The 21,030-nt window shown below is 52.3% G+C and carries 14 protein-coding genes, 1 tRNA gene, 2 pseudogenes and 1 other annotated feature; of the genes and pseudogenes, 12 read left to right on the top strand and 5 right to left on the bottom strand.

Annotated features, from left to right (window positions below):
- Positions 1–35: 35 nt before the first annotated feature.
- On the top strand, positions 36–899 hold the full coding sequence (locus tag QUF14_RS22300) for a YicC/YloC family endoribonuclease (protein ID WP_000621336.1): 864 nt from the start codon (positions 36–38) through the stop codon (positions 897–899).
- 220 nt (positions 900–1,119) lie between these two features.
- Positions 1,120–1,326 (top strand): annotated as a pseudogene (locus QUF14_RS22305) (BRO family protein); the annotation flags it as partial.
- A 44-nt stretch (positions 1,327–1,370) separates the two neighbouring features.
- On the opposite strand, the gene QUF14_RS22310 reads toward QUF14_RS22305, so the two are convergent.
- Positions 1,371–2,584, bottom strand: a protein-coding gene (locus QUF14_RS22310; RefSeq protein ID WP_371829233.1) for an IS3 family transposase whose coding sequence is annotated in 2 segments (ribosomal slippage) — positions 1,371–2,296 and positions 2,296–2,584 — 1,215 coding nt in all. Because the reading frame shifts where the segments join, the coding sequence is not laid out codon by codon here.
- Positions 2,187–2,303, bottom strand: a sequence feature (AL1L pseudoknot). It overlaps the preceding gene by 117 nt.
- A gap of 49 nt (positions 2,585–2,633) precedes the next feature.
- On the opposite strand from QUF14_RS22310, the pseudogene dinD reads away from it, so the two are divergent.
- Both dinD and QUF14_RS22320 read left to right on the top strand, forming a co-directional pair.
- A pseudogene (gene dinD, locus QUF14_RS22315) lies at positions 2,634–3,257 on the top strand (DNA damage-inducible protein D); the annotation flags it as partial.
- A 290-nt stretch (positions 3,258–3,547) separates the two neighbouring features.
- Positions 3,548–4,165 (top strand): trimeric intracellular cation channel family protein, encoded by a 618-nt coding sequence (locus QUF14_RS22320; RefSeq protein WP_000924289.1) that lies wholly within the window; start codon positions 3,548–3,550, stop codon positions 4,163–4,165.
- Here QUF14_RS22320 and ligB read toward each other — a convergent pair.
- A complete protein-coding gene (ligB, locus tag QUF14_RS22325; protein ID WP_024166223.1) occupies positions 4,162–5,844 on the bottom strand; it encodes an NAD-dependent DNA ligase LigB in 1,683 nt (560 codons plus the stop codon). The genes QUF14_RS22320 and ligB overlap by 4 nt on opposite strands.
- A 257-nt stretch (positions 5,845–6,101) precedes the next feature.
- Between ligB and gmk the strand changes: the two genes are divergently transcribed.
- The 5 genes from gmk to recG are packed head-to-tail and all read left to right on the top strand — an operon-like array spanning position 6,102 to position 11,965.
- Entirely contained in the window at positions 6,102–6,725 is a 624-nt protein-coding gene (gmk, locus tag QUF14_RS22330; protein ID WP_001295237.1) for a guanylate kinase, read from the top strand.
- 54 nt (positions 6,726–6,779) lie between these two features.
- Positions 6,780–7,055, top strand: a complete 276-nt coding sequence (gene rpoZ, locus QUF14_RS22335; protein ID WP_000135058.1) for a DNA-directed RNA polymerase subunit omega — start codon at positions 6,780–6,782, stop codon at positions 7,053–7,055.
- Between the two features lie 18 nt (positions 7,056–7,073).
- Positions 7,074–9,182, top strand: a complete 2,109-nt coding sequence (gene spoT / locus QUF14_RS22340; protein WP_000280482.1) for a bifunctional GTP diphosphokinase/guanosine-3',5'-bis pyrophosphate 3'-pyrophosphohydrolase — start codon at positions 7,074–7,076, stop codon at positions 9,180–9,182.
- A gap of 6 nt (positions 9,183–9,188) precedes the next feature.
- Positions 9,189–9,878 carry a tRNA (guanosine(18)-2'-O)-methyltransferase TrmH gene (gene trmH, locus QUF14_RS22345; protein ID WP_001070187.1) on the top strand — a complete coding sequence of 230 codons (690 nt, stop codon included), beginning with the start codon at positions 9,189–9,191 and terminating at the stop codon, positions 9,876–9,878.
- Between the two features lie 5 nt (positions 9,879–9,883).
- Positions 9,884–11,965: an ATP-dependent DNA helicase RecG gene (recG, locus tag QUF14_RS22350; protein ID WP_000678469.1), complete on the top strand. Its 2,082-nt coding sequence runs from the start codon at positions 9,884–9,886 to the stop codon at positions 11,963–11,965.
- Between the two features lie 188 nt (positions 11,966–12,153).
- On the opposite strand, the gene gltS is transcribed toward recG, so the two are convergent.
- Positions 12,154–13,359 (bottom strand): sodium/glutamate symporter, encoded by a 1,206-nt coding sequence (gene gltS / locus QUF14_RS22355; RefSeq protein ID WP_000468836.1) that lies wholly within the window; start codon positions 13,357–13,359, stop codon positions 12,154–12,156.
- Positions 13,360–13,638: 279 nt separating this feature from the next.
- On the opposite strand from gltS, the gene xanP reads away from it, so the two are divergent.
- Positions 13,639–15,030: a xanthine/proton symporter XanP gene (gene xanP, locus QUF14_RS22360; RefSeq protein WP_001295238.1), complete on the top strand. Its 1,392-nt coding sequence runs from the start codon at positions 13,639–13,641 to the stop codon at positions 15,028–15,030.
- 120 nt (positions 15,031–15,150) lie between these two features.
- Positions 15,151–16,860 (top strand): AsmA family protein, encoded by a 1,710-nt coding sequence (locus QUF14_RS22365; protein ID WP_100733536.1) that lies wholly within the window; start codon positions 15,151–15,153, stop codon positions 16,858–16,860.
- 51 nt (positions 16,861–16,911) lie between these two features.
- On the opposite strand, the gene yicI is transcribed toward QUF14_RS22365, so the two are convergent.
- Both yicI and QUF14_RS22375 read right to left on the bottom strand, forming a co-directional pair.
- On the bottom strand, positions 16,912–19,230 hold the full coding sequence (gene yicI, locus QUF14_RS22370; protein ID WP_000702875.1) for an alpha-xylosidase: 2,319 nt from the start codon (positions 19,228–19,230) through the stop codon (positions 16,912–16,914).
- A gap of 9 nt (positions 19,231–19,239) precedes the next feature.
- Complete coding sequence (locus tag QUF14_RS22375) at positions 19,240–20,622, bottom strand: glycoside-pentoside-hexuronide family transporter (RefSeq protein ID WP_000834430.1); 1,383 nt, start codon at positions 20,620–20,622, stop codon at positions 19,240–19,242.
- A gap of 292 nt (positions 20,623–20,914) precedes the next feature.
- Between QUF14_RS22375 and QUF14_RS22380 the strand changes: the two genes are divergently transcribed.
- Positions 20,915–21,009: transfer RNA gene (locus QUF14_RS22380), tRNA-Sec, on the top strand.
- The last annotated feature ends 21 nt before the right edge of the window (positions 21,010–21,030 follow it).

Genomic DNA, 21,030 nt, shown 5'->3' on the forward strand with positions numbered 1-21,030 from the left:
TCCTTCCACCTCTCCTTTTATAAACAGGAACGTCTATGATCCGCAGTATGACCGCCTACGCCCGGCGTGAAATCAAGGGTGAATGGGGGAGCGCAACCTGGGAAATGCGCTCGGTAAACCAGCGTTATCTGGAAACTTACTTTCGTCTGCCGGAGCAGTTCCGTAGCCTTGAACCTGTCGTTCGTGAGCGTATTCGTTCTCGCCTGACGCGCGGTAAAGTGGAATGTACCCTGCGCTATGAGCCCGATGTCAGCGCGCAAGGTGAGCTGATCCTCAACGAAAAACTGGCTAAACAGCTGGTAACTGCCGCGAACTGGGTAAAAATGCAGAGTGACGAAGGGGAAATCAACCCGGTTGATATTCTCCGCTGGCCAGGCGTGATGGCGGCCCAGGAACAGGATCTCGACGCGATTGCCGCTGAAATTCTCGCGGCGCTGGATGGTACGCTGGATGACTTTATCGTCGCGCGCGAAACCGAAGGTCAGGCGCTGAAAGCATTGATCGAGCAGCGTCTGGAAGGCGTTACCGCCGAAGTGGTCAAAGTCCGCGCCCATATGCCGGAAATCCTGCAATGGCAGCGTGAGCGTCTGGTGGCTAAGCTGGAAGATGCTCAGGTTCAGTTGGAGAACAACCGTCTGGAGCAGGAGTTGGTTCTGCTGGCACAACGAATTGACGTTGCCGAAGAGTTGGACCGCCTCGAAGCGCATGTTAAAGAGACCTACAACATTCTGAAGAAAAAAGAAGCCGTTGGTCGTCGTCTGGACTTTATGATGCAGGAGTTCAACCGCGAGTCAAACACCCTGGCCTCGAAGTCTATCAATGCCGAAGTGACAAACTCTGCCATCGAGCTGAAAGTGTTGATTGAGCAGATGCGCGAGCAGATTCAGAACATTGAATAACTCGTAACGCCAATTCTTACTTTTCAGCCTTCACAAATGCCGCCCACTCAAACAGAGCGGCATTTTTCTTCCCCGCAACTTCAATTCTGTTTTGCGTGCCTGCTCCAGATTTTGCGATGTTTTTTTGCCCAGCACACTGAGAACGTGAGATACTCACAACTGTATATAAATACAGTTACAGATTTACTTTCTTTGCAATCGATATCACATGGAGTGGGCAATGAACGAACATCATCAACCTTTTGAAGAAATACGGCATTATGGCACTGAAGGGCAAGAATTTTGGTCAGCGAGAGAATTGGCACCGTTACTGGATTATCGGGACTGGCGCAATTTTCAAAAGGTACTGGCCCGCGCGACTCAAGCGTGCGAAGCCAGCAATCAAGCTGCATCTGACCATTTCGTTGAAACCACCAAAATGGTTGTATTTGAACCGCCCCGGGTTTCCTGGAGAGTGTTTTATCTGTGAACTCAGGCTGCCAGATCATTGTTTCCGATGGAAGCATAATAAGCTTTTTCTGCTTCTGCCGGAGGAGTATGGCCCAGCCTTCCCAGCAATCGTCGATTGTTATACCAGTCCACCCACGTTAGTGTGGCCAGTTCCACTTCTGCACGGTTTTTCCAGCTCTTACGGTGTATTACCTCCGCTTTGTAAAGACCATTGATGCTCTCAGCCATCGCGTTGTCATACGAGTCGCCTGTACTCCCTGTTGATGCCAGTAATCCGGCTTCTTTTAGTCGCTCCGTATAGGCCAGTGACACATACTGAGAGCCTTTATCGCTGTGATGGATGGTGCCAGACGGACGACGGGCCCACAACGCCTGCTCCAGCGCATCCAGCACGAATGTCGTTTCCATAGACGATGAGACCCGCCACCCCACGATGTATCCGGCAAACACATCAATGATAAACGCCACATAGACGAAGCCCTGCCATGTGCTGACGTAAGTAAAATCAGCCACCCACAGCTGGTCAGGACGTTCTGCCACGAACTGACGGTTTACGCGGTCACCTGTGGCAACGGTTTTCCGGCTGACGGTAGTGCGGACCTTTTTACCCCGGAGAACACCGGCAAGTCCCATAACCGCCATGAGGCGCGCCACTGTACATCTGGCCACCCTGATTCCTTCCCGTAACAACTGACGCCAGACTTTACGCACACCGTACACCTGATGATTTTCATCGTATACGCGCTGTATCTCTCTCTTCAGCCAGTCATCGTGCTGCGCACGGGCACTGCGTTTATCCGGATGATGTCGCTGTTGCTGACAATGGTAATACGTTGACGGGGCAATATGCAGTTCGCTGCATACCGGTCCGACCCCGTACTGCTCACGCAGCTTATCCAGCAGTGGCATCATTTTTTCCAGAGGCGGTCGAACTCCGCCTTCGCAAAATAAGCGGAAGCCTGGCGAAGGATATCGTTACTGCGGCGCAGTTCACGATTTTCACGTTCCAGCTCTTTCAGACGCTGACGTTCAGCGCTGGTGAGCCCACCATCACCGCCCCCGGTATCCCGCTCATGCTGGCGAACCCAGACACGCAGAGTCTCCGGCGTACAGCCAATCTTTGGGGCAATGGAACAAATTGCCGCCCACTGTGAGTCATATTCATCCTGACTTTCCAGAACCATACGAATCGCCCGCTGACGGACTTCGGGGGAAAAACGAGTATTTTTAGTCATCCTGTTTACCTCTTTCTCAGGGAGTTTAGTCTCCAGGATTTCCGGGGCGGTTCAATTAGGTTCAGGGGCTCAACGAGAACTTGAAGATGTTCATCTCTCCCGCTATGCCTGTTACCTGGTAGTACAAAACGGCGACCCTGCGAAACCGGTTATTGCGGCAGGGCAAACTTATTTTGCTATCCAGACCCGACGGCAGGAGCTGGCTGACGATGAAGCTTTCAGGCAACTTCGTGAAGACGAAAAGCGTCTTTTTCTGAGAAATGAGTTGAAAGAACATAACAAACAATTAGTTGAGGCAGCGCAGCAAGCTGGGGTAGCGACAGCTATCGATTTCGCCATATTTCAGAATCATGGTTACCGGGGACTGTATGGTGGATTAGATCAGAAAGCCATCCATCAGCGGAAGGGGCTGAAAAAGAGTCAGAAGATCCTGGATCATATGGGTTCAACAGAACTGGCGGCTAATCTCTTTCGAGCTACCCAAACAGAAGAAAAACTCAAGCGGGATGGCGTGAATTCAAAACAGCAAGCTAACACCACACACTTTGACGTGGGTCGCAAGGTGAGGCAAACCATTCAGGAACTTGGCGGAACCATGCCTGAGGAGTTGCCGACCCCGCAGGTTAGCATCAAGCAGTTGGAAAACAGTGTAAAAATTACAGAGAAAAAATAGCAGAAACTAAAAACTCTTTTTGTTGATTGAGACACCCGATGCGTAAGCCAAGGTCCAGGTGCAGTGAACACAATGGCTAACATTGCACCTTTCTTTTCCACCCCTCAGTTTTAACCTACTTTTTCTTATGCATTTTCTCAGACAAGAAGTCAGAAGAATGCATCTACGCTACAGAAAACAACGATTTCACATAACTACAAATTATCAATTCCCTCTCACCTTAAAAAATCTCAATCGTGACAATGTGCACAAATCGCTACCCTGCCAGACAGATTTTTAGGGAGAGAACCATGCTGTTACACATTTTGTATTTGGTTGGCATTACTGCCGAAGCCATGACGGGGGCGCTGGCGGCCGGACGACGGCGCATGGATACATTTGGCGTAATTATTATTGCGACCGCCACGGCAATTGGCGGAGGGTCAGTGCGCGATATTCTGCTGGGCCACTATCCGCTCGGCTGGGTCAAACACCCGGAATATGTGATTATCGTCGCTACCGCCGCAGTACTCACCACTATTGTTGCTCCTGTAATGCCTTACCTGCGCAAAGTGTTTCTGGTGCTCGATGCGCTCGGACTGGTAGTCTTTTCTATCATTGGCGCACAGGTTGCACTGGATATGGGACACGGCCCAATTATTGCCGTTGTCGCGGCGGTAACCACTGGTGTGTTTGGTGGTGTACTGCGCGATATGTTCTGTAAACGCATCCCACTGGTATTCCAGAAAGAGTTGTATGCCGGTGTCTCATTTGCCTCCGCCGTGCTGTACATCGCGCTGCAACACTATGTTTCTAACCATGATGTGGTGATTATCTCCACCCTGGTCTTCGGTTTCTTTGCCCGTTTACTGGCGCTACGTCTTAAGCTGGGATTACCGGTCTTTTACTACAGCCACGAAGGTCACTAAGGTTCAAAACCTGTGATCTGCTGGGCAGCCAGCCAACTGCCCAGCTTCTTGATTTGCGCATTTTCCTTCCATTCAATAACCTGTCTGGCGCGCCCCGATCCAGTCCCCGGCAACTGCTGCCAGAACTGTTCTGTGCTAAATAAAAGTTGCGACCAGGACCGTTCATCACTGGCGTTAAGCGCCGCCCGGGTTAGTGGTATTCCCATTGCCATCACCCAGCGAGTAAAAGGCTGCTTACGAGCCAGATTAAACTGATGCCATAACTGTGCGCTTTTACTTTTCGCGATCCCCGGCGTGTTCTGTAATTGCTCTGGCGTTAATAAAAGCCAGGAAAAGATATGCTCAAAGCGATGAGTTTGATGCAGGGCGCGCCAGCCGGCCTCACCAATGCCATCAAGCCCCAGAACTTGTTTTGACCCCAGCCAGACTAAGCGTGAAATGAACTGTTCCTGACAAACATCAGAAGCAAAGTAGCAGGTCAACGAGTTAAAGCGGTTTTCTGGTGGTGTCGGTTTTGTACGTTCTGTACCGCGCCAGACCACATTATCAATGCGAGGAATACCCTGCCCGGCAAGGCTGACGAGGATCTGATCACCAGGCGCAATATCCCACTCCTGCCAACGTCTGACAGAACCGATATTTACCCGCTGAACTTTTTTATCATCCAACATGACAGGCACAAGTGACGCAACCACCGAGATTTTACCACTCTTGCCCACCGCAAACTGAATCGCCTTCACTTCGGCAACCTGAGCTACAGGTTGATATTTCCAGGCCACCAGCCACTCTGCCTGGCCCGGCAGCCAATGGCGAGATTCGGGTTCCTTAGCCGCTCGTACAACCACGCCATCGGTGACGAAGGGTAATTTCGCTTTCCACCACTCATTGCGTATGCGCTCAACCTCATCAGCATTGTTAACCGCACGGGTATACGTCTGCGTTAGAGTAAAACCTGCGGTAGTCAGCTGCTGTAAACGATCGGTCATTAACTGCGTTCCATCCGGCCATGCCCAGACAAAAACGCCCAGTGAATTCAGCGTGTCGCTATTCCCCTGGCGCATCAGGAGACCAGCAACTTTTGAGCGGGCATTTATTCCCCCCATTTGTTGTTGGATATGCCCCTCGCGCTTGAGAAATATTTCCCCCTGAAGTGTACTATTGACTAAAGGCCCGCTAACGGTTTGCGGCACAGAGGGAATTAAGCTAACTTTCTGCGTCCAGTCCTCCCCTTTCAGGCCATTGCCGCGACTGATTGCTTTGTTCAGTTTCCCGTCCCGATAAACCAGGGTTACCGCAACGCCATCGACTTTCGGTTGCACCCAAAGATCGTTGTGTTCACGCATCCAAAGACGTAGTGCATTTTTATCCGCTAATTTACGCACGCCTGTATGCGCAACTGGATGCATAACTGTGCCTGCCAAAGGTGGCATCATCGCGTCGCGGGACTCGTTCCCAAAACAGCGTTGCCACTGCGTGAGACGGGCGCTTAACTGATCGTAAACACCGTCTTCAATCTCACTTTCCCCTTCCTTCCAGTAGTCATCGTCCCACTGTTTTATTTGCTGTTGCAGGCGGGAAATTTCTTCCTGTGCTCTGGCTGGCGACCAGGCCGGACAGACCGCCCACGCCGATGATTGCCAGCACAAGATACTTATTAATATCGCCATCCATACTTTCATCATCACCTCCGCTGTAGATAGTCAGGCAGATATACAACGTGATGAAAGCAAAGCCGAGTGGCAAAAACGGAGTCTGCGAGGACGCTTCCTGAGAATCGTCTTTATTGCAGTGAATCACAGGCAAATGCGGAAGCAGCTACGCAAAACGCAACAACTTTGCGCAAAAAGTGTGAGCAAGGGCTACGTCACATGGCCGCGCCGTGTATAATAAGCTCGTATGTAGGCTTTATTTCGCTAATCACATACGAAAGATACTCATGGCTCAAGGCACGCTTTATATTGTTTCTGCCCCCAGTGGCGCGGGTAAATCCAGCCTGATTCAGGCTTTATTAAAAACCCAACCGTTGTATGACACCCAGGTTTCTGTTTCACACACCACGCGCCAACCGCGTCCTGGTGAAGTTCACGGTGAACATTATTTCTTTGTTAATCATGATGAATTTAAAGAAATGATTAGCAGAGATGCGTTCCTCGAACACGCAGAAGTTTTTGGTAATTACTATGGCACTTCGCGTGAGGCCATTGAGCAAGTACTGGCGACCGGTGTCGATGTTTTTCTCGATATCGACTGGCAGGGCGCGCAGCAAATTCGCCAGAAGATGCCGCACGCGCGGAGTATCTTTATTTTACCGCCGTCCAAAATTGAACTGGACCGCCGTCTACGCGGTCGCGGTCAGGACAGCGAAGAGGTCATTGCAAAGCGTATGGCGCAAGCTGTTGCAGAAATGAGCCATTACGCCGAATATGATTACCTGATTGTGAATGATGACTTCGATACCGCGTTGACCGATTTGAAGACCATTATTCGCGCCGAACGTCTGCGCATGAGCCGCCAAAAGCAGCGTCATGACGCTTTAATCAGCAAATTGTTGGCAGACTGAACCTGATTTCAGTATCATGCCCAGTCATTTCTTCACCTGTGGAGCTTTTTAAGTATGGCACGCGTAACTGTTCAGGACGCTGTAGAGAAAATTGGTAACCGTTTTGACCTGGTACTGGTCGCCGCGCGTCGCGCTCGTCAGATGCAGGTAGGCGGAAAGGATCCGCTGGTACCGGAAGAAAACGATAAAACCACAGTAATCGCGCTGCGCGAAATCGAAGAAGGTCTGATCAACAACCAGATCCTCGACGTTCGCGAACGCCAGGAACAGCAAGAGCAGGAAGCCGCTGAATTACAAGCCGTTACCGCTATTGCTGAAGGTCGTCGTTAATCACAAAGCGGGTCGCCCTTGTATCTGTTTGAAAGCCTGAATCAACTGATTCAAACCTACCTGCCGGAAGACCAAATCAAGCGTCTGCGGCAGGCGTATCTCGTTGCACGTGATGCTCACGAGGGGCAAACACGTTCAAGCGGTGAACCCTATATCACGCACCCGGTAGCGGTTGCCTGCATTCTGGCCGAGATGAAACTCGACTATGAAACGCTAATGGCGGCGCTGCTGCATGACGTGATTGAAGATACACCCGCCACCTACCAGGACATGGAACAGCTTTTTGGTAAAAGCGTCGCCGAGCTGGTAGAGGGGGTGTCGAAACTTGATAAACTCAAGTTCCGCGATAAGAAAGAGGCGCAGGCCGAAAACTTTCGCAAGATGATTATGGCGATGGTGCAGGATATCCGCGTCATTCTCATCAAACTTGCCGACCGTACCCACAACATGCGCACGCTGGGCTCACTTCGCCCGGACAAACGTCGCCGCATCGCCCGTGAAACGCTCGAAATTTACAGCCCGCTGGCGCACCGTTTAGGTATCCACCACATTAAAACCGAACTCGAAGAGCTGGGTTTTGAGGCGCTGTATCCCAACCGTTACCGCGTAATTAAAGAAGTGGTGAAAGCCGCGCGCGGCAACCGTAAAGAGATGATCCAAAAAATCCTCTCGGAAATCGAAGGGCGTTTGCAGGAAGCGGGAATACCGTGCCGCGTCAGTGGTCGCGAGAAGCATCTTTATTCGATCTACTGCAAAATGGTGCTCAAAGAGCAGCGTTTTCACTCGATCATGGACATCTACGCCTTCCGCGTGATCGTCAATGATTCCGACACCTGTTATCGCGTGCTCGGGCAAATGCATAGCCTGTACAAGCCGCGTCCGGGTCGCGTGAAAGACTACATCGCTATTCCAAAAGCGAACGGCTATCAGTCTTTGCACACCTCGATGATTGGCCCGCACGGCGTGCCGGTTGAGGTCCAGATCCGTACCGAAGATATGGATCAGATGGCAGAGATGGGTGTTGCTGCGCACTGGGCTTATAAAGAGCACGGCGAAACCAGTACTACCGCACAAATTCGCGCCCAGCGCTGGATGCAAAGCCTGCTGGAGCTGCAACAGAGTGCCGGTAGCTCATTTGAATTTATCGAGAGCGTTAAATCCGATCTCTTCCCGGATGAGATTTACGTTTTCACACCGGAAGGGCGCATTGTAGAGCTGCCTGCCGGTGCAACGCCCGTCGACTTCGCTTATGCGGTGCATACCGATATCGGTCATGCCTGCGTGGGCGCTCGCGTCGACCGTCAGCCTTACCCGCTGTCGCAGCCGCTCTCCAGTGGCCAAACCGTTGAAATCATTACCGCACCGGGCGCTCGCCCGAATGCCGCATGGCTGAACTTTGTCGTTAGCTCGAAAGCGCGCGCCAAAATTCGTCAGTTGCTGAAAAACCTCAAGCGTGATGATTCTGTAAGCCTGGGCCGTCGTCTGCTCAATCATGCGTTGGGTGGCAGCCGTAAGCTCAATGAAATCCCGCCGGAAAATATTCAGCGCGAGCTGGACCGCATGAAGCTGGCAACGCTTGACGATCTGCTGGCTGAAATCGGCCTTGGTAACGCAATGAGCGTGGTGGTCGCGAAAAATCTGCAACATGGGGACGCCTCCATTCCGCCGGCGACTCAAAGCCACGGGCATCTGCCGATTAAAGGTGCTGATGGCGTGTTGATCACCTTTGCGAAATGCTGCCGCCCCATTCCTGGCGATCCGATTATCGCTCACGTCAGCCCCGGTAAAGGTCTGGTGATCCACCATGAATCCTGCCGTAACATCCGTGGCTACCAGAAAGAGCCAGAGAAATTTATGGCTGTAGAATGGGATAAAGAGACGGCACAGGAGTTCATCACCGAGATCAAAGTGGAGATGTTCAATCATCAGGGGGCATTAGCTAACCTGACGGCAGCGATCAATACGACCAACTCCAATATTCAAAGTTTGAATACAGAAGAAAAGGATGGTCGCGTCTACAGCGCCTTTATTCGTCTGACCGCCCGTGACCGTGTGCATCTGGCGAATATCATGCGCAAAATCCGCGTGATGCCAGACGTGATTAAAGTCACCCGAAACCGAAATTAATGTTTTATGAACCCAACACGTTATGCACGCATCTGCGAAATGCTCGCCAGGCGGCAGCCTGATCTGACCGTCTGCATGGAGCAGGTCCACAAACCTCATAACGTTTCTGCGATTATTCGTACTGCAGATGCCGTTGGCGTACATGAAGTTCATGCTGTCTGGCCTGGCAGTCGGATGCGCACCATGGCTTCGGCTGCGGCTGGCAGCAACAGTTGGGTGCAGGTGAAAACACACCGCACCATTGGCGATGCCGTTGCTCATCTGAAAGGCCAGGGCATGCAGATTCTGGCAACCCATCTTTCTGATAACGCTGTCGATTTCCGCGAAATTGATTACACCCGCCCGACCTGTATTTTGATGGGTCAGGAGAAAACGGGCATCACTCAGGAAGCGTTAGCCCTGGCGGATCGGGACATCATTATACCGATGATCGGTATGGTGCAGTCGCTGAATGTTTCCGTTGCCTCAGCCCTCATTCTTTACGAAGCCCAGCGCCAGCGGCAAAACGCAGGTATGTATCTGCGTGAAAACAGCATGTTGCCGGAAGCAGAGCAACAACGCCTGCTGTTTGAAGGCGGCTATCCGGTGCTGGCGAAAGTCGCAAAACGCAAAGGCCTGCCCTACCCCCACGTTAATCAGCAAGGCGAAATTGAAGCTGATGCCGACTGGTGGGCCACTATGCAGGCAGCAGGGTAAGCGCCATGAAAGGTCGCCTGTTAGATGCTGTTCCGCTCAGTTCGCTAACGGGCGTTGGCGCGGCGCAAAGTAATAAGCTGGCGAAAATCAATCTGCATACCGTGCAGGATTTACTCTTACACCTTCCTCTGCGCTACGAAGATCGCACCCATCTCTACCCCATCGGTGAACTACTGCCGGGCGTTTACGCCACGGTGGAAGGCGAAGTGCTGAATTGCAATATCTCCTTCGGCGGTCGGCGGATGATGACCTGCCAGATCAGCGACGGTTCCGGCATTCTCACCATGCGCTTTTTCAACTTCAACGCGGCAATGAAAAATAGCCTGGCGACTGGCCGCCGCGTGCTGGCCTATGGCGAAGCAAAGCGCGGTAAATATGGTGCGGAGATGATCCACCCGGAATACCGCGTGCAGGGCGATCTCAGTATGCCAGAGTTGCAGGAGACGCTCACGCCGGTTTACCCAACTACGGAAGGCGTAAAGCAGGCCACGCTGCGTAAATTAACCGACCAGGCGCTGGATCTGCTCGACACCTGCGCCATTGAAGAACTCCTGCCGCCGGAACTGTCACAAGGAATGATGACGCTACCGGAAGCGTTGCGCACTTTGCACCGCCCGCCGCCGACGCTACAGCTTAGCGATCTCGAAACCGGGCAGCATCCGGCACAACGCCGACTGATTCTGGAAGAGTTGCTGGCGCACAACCTCAGCATGTTAGCCTTACGTGCCGGAGCACAGCGTTTTCATGCCCAGCCGCTGAGCGCCAATGACGCGCTGAAAAATAAACTCCTCGCAGCCTTACCGTTCAAGCCAACGGGCGCACAGGCACGCGTGGTGGCGGAGATCGAGCGCGATATGGCGCTGGATGTGCCGATGATGCGCCTGGTGCAGGGCGATGTAGGTTCCGGTAAAACGCTGGTCGCCGCCCTCGCCGCGTTGCGTGCGATTGCGCACGGCAAACAGGTGGCATTGATGGCACCAACCGAATTACTCGCCGAGCAGCACGCCAATAACTTCCGTAACTGGTTTGCTCCGCTCGGTATCGAAGTGGGCTGGCTCGCCGGTAAACAGAAAGGTAAAGCACGACTGGCACAGCAGGAAGCCATCGCCAGCGGTCAGGTGCAGATGATTGTCGGTACACACGCCATCTTCCAGGAACAGGTGCAGTTTAACGGCCTGGCGCTGGTGATTATCGACGAACAGCATCGTTTTGGCGTGCATCAGCGTCTGGCGTTATGGGAGAAAGGCCAGCAGCAGGGCTTCCATCCGCATCAGTTGATCATGACCGCCACGCCGATCCCCCGCACGCTGGCAATGACTGCATATGCCGATCTCGATACCTCGGTGATAGATGAGCTGCCGCCAGGCCGCACGCCAGTGACGACAGTGGCAATCCCGGATACCCGCCGCAACGACATTATCGACCGCGTGCGCCACGCCTGTATGACTGAAGGGCGTCAGGCGTACTGGGTGTGCACACTCATTGAAGAATCAGAATTACTGGAAGCACAGGCGGCGGAAGCTACCTGGGAAGAGTTGAAACTGGCGCTACCAGAGTTGAATGTTGGTCTGGTACACGGACGGATGAAACCAGCCGAGAAGCAGGCCGTCATGGCATCATTTAAACAAGGCGAGTTACACCTGCTGGTTGCCACGACCGTTATTGAAGTCGGCGTTGATGTGCCTAACGCCAGCCTGATGATTATCGAAAACCCTGAGCGTCTGGGTCTGGCGCAGTTACACCAGCTGCGCGGGCGTGTAGGTCGTGGCGCGGTGGCTTCTCACTGCGTGTTGCTCTACAAAACACCGCTCTCCAAAACCGCGCAAATCCGCCTGCAAGTGCTGCGCGACAGCAACGACGGTTTTGTGATTGCACAAAAAGATCTGGAGATTCGCGGCCCTGGCGAATTGTTAGGCACGCGTCAGACGGGTAATGCTGAATTTAAAGTGGCGGATTTGCTGCGCGATCAGGCGATGATCCCGGAAGTTCAGCGCCTGGCACGCCATATTCACGAACGTTACCCACAGCAGGCAAAAGCCCTGATAGAACGCTGGATGCCAGAAACAGAACGTTACTCAAATGCGTAAAAGGCGGCGGTGAGAAACCGCCATTTCAGGTTACCCTACCTTCCTGCCGGATGCGGCGTGAACGCCTTATCCGTCCTACAAAAAAACTACAAATTCAATAAATTGTGAATCAATACGCAGACTTGATAAGCGAAGCATATCAGACATTTGTCTTTGTTGCGGCGGCACTTATACCGCCGCTTCATCAATTAACCGGCAAAAATCGGCAACATTAAATACAGCTTAATCACCAGCGCATTGACAATATCGATAAAGAACGCACCAACCATCGGCACGACCAGGAACGCCATGTGCGACGGGCCAAAACGTTCGGTGATTGCTTGCATGTTGGCGATTGCCGTTGGCGTTGCACCAAGGCCAAAACCACAGTGACCCGCTGCCAGCACTGCCGCATCGTAGTTTTTACCCATCATGCGCCAGGTGACGAAAATGGCATACAACGCCATGAAGATGGTCTGTACCACCAGAATCGCCAGCATCGGCAGCGCCAGCGAAGCCAGCTCCCATAGTTTCAGCCCCATCAGCGCCATCGCCAGGAACAACGACAGACTTACGTTACCCAGAACGGATACCGCACGCTCAAAAACGCGATAAAAGCCCATCATTGACAGACCGTTGCTCAGAATCACGCCAACAAACAACACACAAACGAAGGTTGGCAGTTCAAAAGCGGTGCCAGCCAAAAGTTGCGCAACGATCTTCCCCACCGTCAGACAGATAGCAATCAACGCGATAGTTTCAATCAGCACCAGCGAGGTGATCATGCGGCCCACATCCGGCTTTTCGAACGCCGTCGGGACTTCCTGGTCATCCGGAATACCGTTCGGTGTAGTGGAGTGTTTCACCAGATAGCGCGCCACCGGACCGCCAATCAAGCCGCCCAGCACCAAACCGAACGTTGCACAGGCCATCGCCACTTCCGTCGCATTGGTGAAGCCATAACGTTCAATGAACAATTTACTCCAGGCAGCACCCGTACCGTGACCGCCCGAAAGCGTAATAGAACCGGCCAGCAGCCCCATCAGTGGATCAAGCCCTAACAGGCTAGCCATACCAATGCCAATGGCATTTTGCATCACCAATAGGCCAACAACCACAATCAGGAAAATACCAACCACACGCCCACCAGCGCGCAGACTGGCAATGTTGGCGTTCAGGCCAATGGTGGCGAAGAAAGCCAGCATTAACGGATCGCGCAGGGACATATCAAAGTTGACTTCCCAGCCCATGCTTTTTTTCAGTACCAGTAGCGCCAGCGCCACCAACAAACCACCCGCAACAGGTTCCGGTATGGTGTATTTCTTCAAAAAGGAGACGGAATGGACCAACTTACGCCCGAGCAGCAACGTCAGCGTTGCAGCAACAAGCGTTGCTAAAGTATCGAGATGAAACATAGTTACTCCTTTGTATCCGCATCACTCTTTCATACTCGTCATACTTCATCGCGCAGTGGCACCTTCATGAAATATGACGGGTATCGAGTCATGCTTTCCTGGGTCAAATTCTCAGCTGTTAATGAACAAATGGCATGGATTTTAAGCAGAAAAATACCAAAAGTTATATAAAAAAGTGCATTTATCTCATTTAAATATTTAGAAGAAGGTGTAGCAAACGTTTGCTTTTCTCTTTTGCTCAGCTAAAATGCCCGCTTTGCTTCCACGGGATTGTTTTCGATGTCTGTTTCCACCCTCGAGTCAGAAAATGCGCAACCGGTTGCGCAGACTCAAAACAGCGAACTGATTTACCGTCTTGAAGATCGTCCGCCGCTTCCTCAAACTCTGTTTGCCGCCTGTCAGCATCTGCTGGCGATGTTCGTTGCGGTGATCACGCCAGCGCTATTAATCTGCCAGGCGCTGGGTTTACCGGCACAAGACACGCAACACATTATTAGTATGTCGCTGTTTGCCTCCGGTGTGGCGTCGATTATTCAAATTAAGGCCTGGGGTCCGGTTGGCTCCGGGCTGTTGTCTATTCAGGGCACCAGCTTCAACTTTGTTGCCCCGCTGATTATGGGCGGCACAGCGCTGAAGACCGGTGGTGCTGATGTTCCTACCATGATGGCGGCTTTGTTCGGCACGTTGATGCTGGCAAGTTGCACCGAGATGGTGATCTCCCGTGTTCTGCATCTGGCGCGCCGCATTATTACGCCGCTGGTTTCTGGCGTTGTGGTGATGATTATCGGCCTGTCGCTAATTCAGGTTGGGCTAACATCCATTGGCGGCGGTTACGCAGCCATGAGCGATAACACCTTCGGCGCACCGAAAAATCTGTTGCTGGCAGGCGTGGTCTTGGCCTTAATTATCCTGCTTAACCGTCAGCGTAACCCATATTTGCGCGTGGCTTCACTGGTGATTGCGATGGCGGCAGGATATGCGCTGGCGTGGTTTATGGGCATGTTGCCAGAAAGCAACGAACCGATGACGCAAGAACTGATTATGGTGCCAACCCCGCTCTACTACGGTCTTGGTATTGAATGGAGCCTGCTGCTGCCGCTGATGCTGGTCTTTATGATCACTTCGCTGGAAACTATTGGCGATATCACGGCGACGTCTGACGTTTCCGAACAGCCAGTGTCCGGTCCGCTGTACATGAAACGCCTGAAAGGCGGCGTGCTGGCAAACGGCCTGAACTCGTTTGTTTCGGCGGTGTTTAACACTTTCCCGAATTCCTGCTTCGGGCAGAACAACGGTGTGATCCAGTTGACCGGTGTTGCCAGCCGCTATGTCGGTTTTGTCGTCGCGCTGATGTTGATCGTGCTGGGTCTGTTCCCGGCAGTGAGCGGTTTTGTACAACACATTCCAGAACCGGTTCTGGGCGGTGCAACGCTTGTAATGTTTGGCACCATCGCCGCCTCCGGTGTGCGTATCGTTTCTCGTGAGCCGCTGAACCGTCGGGCGATTCTGATTATCGCGCTGTCGCTGGCGGTCGGTCTGGGCGTGTCTCAGCAGCCGCTGATTTTGCAGTTTGCCCCTGAATGGCTGAAAAACCTGCTCTCCTCCGGGATCGCCGCGGGCGGTATTACTGCCATCGTGCTGAATCTGATTTTCCCACCAGAAAAACAGTAATTCACTGGCGGCGGTAAGATAATTACCGCCGTAGTCTCACCTCTTTCACCATTCCCGCCTTGAGGATTGCGCGTAAATCGTGCATAACTCCCTTATGTGCATTTCACGGGATGGAAGACCATGAAATTTATTGGGAAGCTGCTTCTCTACATTCTCATCGCTCTGTTAGTGGCGATCGCTGGCCTCTATTTCCTTCTGCAAACCCGCTGGGGAGCAGAACATATCAGCGCATGGGTTTCCGATAATAGCGACTATCATCTGGCCTTCGGGGCGATGGATCACCGTTTTTCCGCGCCATCTCATATCGTGCTGGAGAACGTCACGTTTGGTCGTGATGGTCAGCCCGCTACCCTGGTGGCAAAAAGTGTCGACATTGCGCTAAGCAGTCGGCAACTGACCGAACCACGCCATGTCGATACCATCCTGCTGGAAAACGGGACGCTGAATCTCACCGACCAGACCGCGCCGCTGCCGTTCAAAGCCGATCGTCTGCAACTGCGTGATATGGCGTTTAATAGCCCGAATAGCGAATGGAAACTGAGCGCGCAACGGGTAAATGGCGGCGTGGTTCCGTGGTCACCAGAAGCCGGTAAAGTGCTAGGTACGAAGGCGCAAATTCAATTCAGCGCCGGATCGCTTTCGCTCAATGATGTTCCTGCCACCAATGTACTGATTGAAGGCAGTATTGATAAAGATCGCGTTACGCTGACTAACCTGGGTGCCGACATCGCCCGCGGGACATTAACCGGAAACGCGCAGCGTAACGCCGACGGCAGCTGGCAAGTGGAAAATCTGCGGCTGGCGGATATCCGTCTACAAAGCGAAAAATCGCTAACTGACTTCTTTGCACCATTGCGCTCTGTCCCGTCGTTGCAGATTGGTCGCCTGGAAGTCATTGACGCTCGTCTGCAAGGTCCGGACTGGGCGGTGACCGACCTCGATCTCAGCTTGCGCAACATGACCTTCAGTAAAGATGACTGGCAGACACAGGAAGGCAAACTGTCGATGAACGCCAGCGAGTTCATTTATGGTTCGCTGCATTTATTTGACCCGATTATAAACGCGGAATTTTCCCCGCAGGGCGTAGCACTGCGCCAGTTCACCAGCCGCTGGGAAGGGGGCATGGTCAGAACGTCAGGGAACTGGTTGCGTGACGGGAAAATGTTGATCCTTGATGATGCGGCAATTGCCGGACTGGAATATACCTTGCCAAAAAACTGGCAACAGTTGTGGATGGAAACGACACCCGGTTGGTTAAACAGCCTGCAACTGAAGAGATTTAGCGCCAGCCGCAATCTGATCATTGATATCGACCCTGACTTCCCGTGGCAGCTCACCGCGCTCGATGGTTACGGTGCCAATCTGACGCTGGTTACCGATCATAAATGGGGCGTCTGGAGTGGCTCGGCGAATCTGAATGCCGCCGCCGCAACGTTTAATCGTGTTGATGTCCGTCGTCCGTCGCTGGCGCTAACTGCCAACAGCAGCACGGTGAATATCAGCGAACTGAGTGCATTTACTGAAAAAGGCATTCTGGAAGCCACCGCCAGTGTTTCACAAACGCCACAACGTCAGACCCATATCAGCCTGAATGGACACGGTGTGCCGGTGAATATTTTGCAACAGTGGGGATGGCCTGAACTACCGTTGACTGGCGACGGCAATATTCAGCTTGCCGCCAGTGGCGATATTCAGGTCAATGTCCCGCTGAAACCTACGGTTAGCGGGCAATTGCATGCCGTGAATGCCGCAAAGCAGCAAGTGACTCAAACCATGAATGCGGGCGTAGTTTCCAGTGGTGAAGTTACGTCGACGGAGCCGGTGCAGTAAAAGTCAATTTCGCCGGGTACGCTCAGACATACCCGGCATTTCTTCAATAGATTACAACGTGATTGTCAGCAAGTTAGCCGCTGGCATCACCACTACCCCCAACTCACTTTCAGCCTGCGAACCGCCTTGCAGACCATTTACTTTCACAACATTGCGCAAGCACAGCGTCCAGTTCTTCACCACGCCCGCACCATTCACAGTAATTGTGTTGCCAGTACGCGCCGCTTTCAGGGTGAAAAGAACGGAACCATCGGCAGCGGGCACTTCACAGATGGCTTCATGCCCGTCTTGCAGATTAAAGAGCTGGAATGCCGTGCCTTCGTGCCACGCGTAATCGGGACGTTGCTCGTTGTTGCCCAGCGCCAGTAGGGTGTTATCACGCACATAAACGGGCAGACTCAGGAAGCCGTGCTGCTGTTTATGCCAGCGACTACCATCGAGTTCATCGTTGTGCCACAGGTGTGTCCAGCGACCTTCCGGCAAGTAGAACTGCACATCGCCCGATTCAGTGAACACCGGAGCAACCATCACGTTGTCGCCTAACATGTATTGACGGTCAAGGTAATCACAAGCCGGATCGTCCGGAAACTCCATCATCATGGCCCGCATCATCGGCGTACCCCGCGCGTTCGCACGAGCAGCCTCACGATACAGATACGGCATCATGCGGCATTTCAGTTGCGTGAAGAAGCGCACCACATCACAGGACTCATCATCATAGGCCCACGGCACACGATAAGATTTGCTGCCGTGTAAACGGCTATGGCTGGAGAGCAAACCAAACGCGCACCAGCGTTTGTAAACGTGCGCCGGAGCGGTATTCTCAAAGCCGCCGATATCGTGGCTCCAGAAACCAAAACCTGAAAGGCCAATAGACAAACCACCGCGCAGGCTTTCCGCCATTGATTCGTAGTTAGCGTAACAGTCGCCACCCCAATGTACCGGGAATTTCTGCGCACCGACGGAGGCCGAGCGGGCAAACAAGACGGCTTCTTCCTCGCCGACGGTTTCCTTGAGCACGTTCCACACCAGTTCGTTGTAGATGTACGCATAATGGTTATGCATTTTCTGCGGATCGGAACCGTCAAACCATTGAACATCGGTTGGAATACGTTCGCCAAAGTCGGTCTTAAAGCAATCAACGCCCATCGCGACCAGACCTTTCAGTTTGTCGGCGTACCATTTGCAGGCATCCGGATTGGTAAAGTCATAAATCGCCAGACCTGGCTGCCATTTATCCCACTGCCACAGCGAACCGTCCGGGCGTTTGAGTAAATAACCTTTCTCTTGTAACTCTTTAAAGACAGGGGATTTTTGCCCGATATAGGGGTTAATCCAGACGCAGATTTTCAGCCCTTTCGCTTTCAGGCGGCGGATCATCCCTTCCGGGTCCGGGAAGGTCAGCGGATCCCACTCAAAATCGCACCACTGGAAGGCTTTCATCCAGAAACAGTCAAAGTGGAAAACATGCAGTGGCAGATTGCGTTCCGCCATACCATCGATAAAGCTGTTTACCGTCGCTTCGTCGTAGTTGGTGGTAAATGAAGTGGTTAGCCACAGGCCGAAGGACCACGCGGGCGGCAGCGCCGGACGACCAGTAAAACGGGTATAACGATCAAGTACCGCTTTCGGCGTCGGGCCGTCGATAACAAAGTATTCGAGATATTCACTCTCAACGCTGAACTGCACTTTGGAGACTTTCTCCGATCCCACTTCAAAAGAGACGCATTGGGGATGATTGACCAGTACACCATAACCACGGTTAGTCATATAGAACGGGATATTTTTATACGCCTGTTCAGTACTTGTGCCGCCGTCCCGGTTCCAGGTCTCTACCGTCTGGCCATTGCGCACCAGGGCAGTAAAGCGCTCTCCCAGACCGTAAACTGTTTCGCCAACGCCAAGATCCAGCCGCTCAAACATATAATTTCGTTGATTATTCGTGTCCTGCACGTAGCCATTATTTTTCACCTGACTACCGGTAATACGTTCGCCGTTGCGCAGAAAATCCAGTGACCAGAACTCACCTTTGCTGACACGCGCACTTAAGTTGCCACTTTTAAACTCAGCGTAACGTTCTGTGTTTTCGATTGTGACCTTCACGTCCTGCAAAATATTGAGCGGGTAATGAGGACCGTTATTCAGCGCCCCCTGAAAATGCTCAATCCGTACACCGACAATACCTTCCTGTGGGGAGAAAAAGCGCAGCGTAAATAAAGGCGTATCAAGCTGCCAGGTACGTTCACGCACATCACGGGGGGCAGCATAGACCACCATTTCATTACCCTGCGGTTCAACCTCGAACACCTGAAGCGGGTGAATCAAATTGAGGCCAGGTTGAATCAACCAGTTTCCGTCGCTAATTTTCATTGCCGTTCCTTAGTTCTGCACTTCTTGAGAGGTGAATTGTTGCTGGCAACGGCGTTTGCCCTGGGCCAGCTGTTCCATAACGGTTTTCAGATTGTGCGTCGTGAGTGAGTAGTAGCGTTTAGCGATAATCGCGCTCAGCAAGTAACAGATCGCCGGAACAATCGTGAATAGCGCGATAATGATGCTAATCGTGGCACTGTTCTGCGCTTTTTCTGCCGCATCATATCCGCCATAAGCCAGCATCCAGCCGATAAGAGCGCCGCCGAAGGCCAACCCCAGTTTGAGCACAAACAACGTGCCAGCAAAACTGATCCCGGTCAGGCGTTTACCATTGCACCACTCGCCGTAGTCGACGGTATCGGACATCATTACCCACTGGATAGGTGTCACCAGTTGATGCAACACACCAATCACGAAGATGAAGACAAACATGGTGATGCTGGCCTGCATAGGAACAAAGAACATCGCCAGGCTAATCACTGCCAGCAGGGCGTTCGTCCACCAGAAGATAGTGACTTTACATTTCCAGTCGGTCAGCGGTTTCGCCAGTGCGGAACCAATCAGGTTACCCACGCAATAAGTGGTAAGAAAAGCGACAAACACTTCCGGCGTACCCAAAATCCATGTGACGTAATACATCATCGCCCCGCCGCGTACGCACACCGCCAGAATATTGAAAATGGTCAGGAAACCGACAATACGCCACTGGTCGTTTTGCCAGATATCACGTAAATCTTCCCGCATAGACGTCGTTGTAGGTGGTGCTTCAACGCGTTCTTTAGTGGTGAAGAAACAAAATGCCAGCATCATAAATGCCACCACGGAAAGGACCGCGATACCGCCCTGGAAACCGAGTGGTTTATTATCACCACCAATTAAATTAACCAGCGGCATCATCAGCACAGTAGAGAGCATGCCTCCCGCGGTCGCCAGCACAAAACGCCAGGATTGCAGCGAGATACGCTGAGTCGGGTCATTGGTGATTACACCACCCAATGCGCAGTAAGGGATATTGACGACGGTATAAAGTAAGGTAAGTAGGGTGTAAGTAATTGCTGCATAAATCATTTTTCCGTTCATACTGAGATCTGGCGTGCTATAGGCCAGTACACAGACGATCCCGAATGGCAGTGCGCCAAACAGTACCCATGGACGAAATTTACCCCAGCGAGAGCGCGTTCGATCGGCCAACAACCCCATGCAAGGATCGGAAATCGCATCCAGTGCACGAGCGACCAAAAACATGGTTCCGACAAATCCGGCAGGAATGCCAAAAATATCGGTATAAAAGAACATCATATATAACATTACGTTATCGAAAATAATGTGGCTGGCGGCGTCTCCCATGCCATAACCAATTTTCTCTTTAACGGACAACACTTCACTCTTCATCTGCTTTTCCTTGATGCTATAGGGGTGCTGAGACCGATAACGCATTTTGTAAACCATCCCTGTGAGAGCGAATATTCCGATATCTGGTTATTAATTTATGATTCTTGTTTTATGTGATCGTGGTAGCGTAAATTACGCTCATATATCATTGTAAAATATGGGTTTTATATGAAATATAATGCTTTCGTGATAATACGCTGCATGTATTAGGCGGAAAAAACTGATCTGGGGGATGTAGAAACTCAAGGAAGTAGCTATAATGCGCCCCGCCTCCATGTAGCAATCGAGGCGCGGAAGATCGTCGTCTCCGGTGAGGCGGCTGGACTTCAAATCCAGTTGGGGCCGCCAGCGGTCCCGGGCAGGTTCGACTCCTGTGATCTTCCGCCAATTTGCCTCTACTGACGTTTT

This window comes from Escherichia sp. HH091_1A (assembly GCF_030295175.1).
Lineage (GTDB): Bacteria > Pseudomonadota > Gammaproteobacteria > Enterobacterales > Enterobacteriaceae > Escherichia > Escherichia coli_F.

What these genes read in the sequence shown, in the direction of transcription:
- gltS (WP_000468836.1), bottom strand. Translation starts at nt 13,359, where the DNA reads ATGTTTCATCTCGATACTTTAGCAACGCTTGTTGCTGCAACGCTGACG.
- trmH (WP_001070187.1), top strand. Translation starts at nt 9,189, where the DNA reads ATGAACCCAACACGTTATGCACGCATCTGCGAAATGCTCGCCAGGCGG.
- QUF14_RS22365 (WP_100733536.1), top strand. Translation starts at nt 15,151, where the DNA reads ATGAAATTTATTGGGAAGCTGCTTCTCTACATTCTCATCGCTCTGTTA.
- yicI (WP_000702875.1), bottom strand. Translation starts at nt 19,230, where the DNA reads ATGAAAATTAGCGACGGAAACTGGTTGATTCAACCTGGCCTCAATTTG.
- rpoZ (WP_000135058.1), top strand. Translation starts at nt 6,780, where the DNA reads ATGGCACGCGTAACTGTTCAGGACGCTGTAGAGAAAATTGGTAACCGT.
- QUF14_RS22300 (WP_000621336.1), top strand. Translation starts at nt 36, where the DNA reads ATGATCCGCAGTATGACCGCCTACGCCCGGCGTGAAATCAAGGGTGAA.
- ligB (WP_024166223.1), bottom strand. Translation starts at nt 5,844, where the DNA reads ATGAAAGTATGGATGGCGATATTAATAAGTATCTTGTGCTGGCAATCA.
- QUF14_RS22375 (WP_000834430.1), bottom strand. Translation starts at nt 20,622, where the DNA reads ATGAAGAGTGAAGTGTTGTCCGTTAAAGAGAAAATTGGTTATGGCATG.
- xanP (WP_001295238.1), top strand. Translation starts at nt 13,639, where the DNA reads ATGTCTGTTTCCACCCTCGAGTCAGAAAATGCGCAACCGGTTGCGCAG.
- gmk (WP_001295237.1), top strand. Translation starts at nt 6,102, where the DNA reads ATGGCTCAAGGCACGCTTTATATTGTTTCTGCCCCCAGTGGCGCGGGT.
- QUF14_RS22320 (WP_000924289.1), top strand. Translation starts at nt 3,548, where the DNA reads ATGCTGTTACACATTTTGTATTTGGTTGGCATTACTGCCGAAGCCATG.
- recG (WP_000678469.1), top strand. Translation starts at nt 9,884, where the DNA reads ATGAAAGGTCGCCTGTTAGATGCTGTTCCGCTCAGTTCGCTAACGGGC.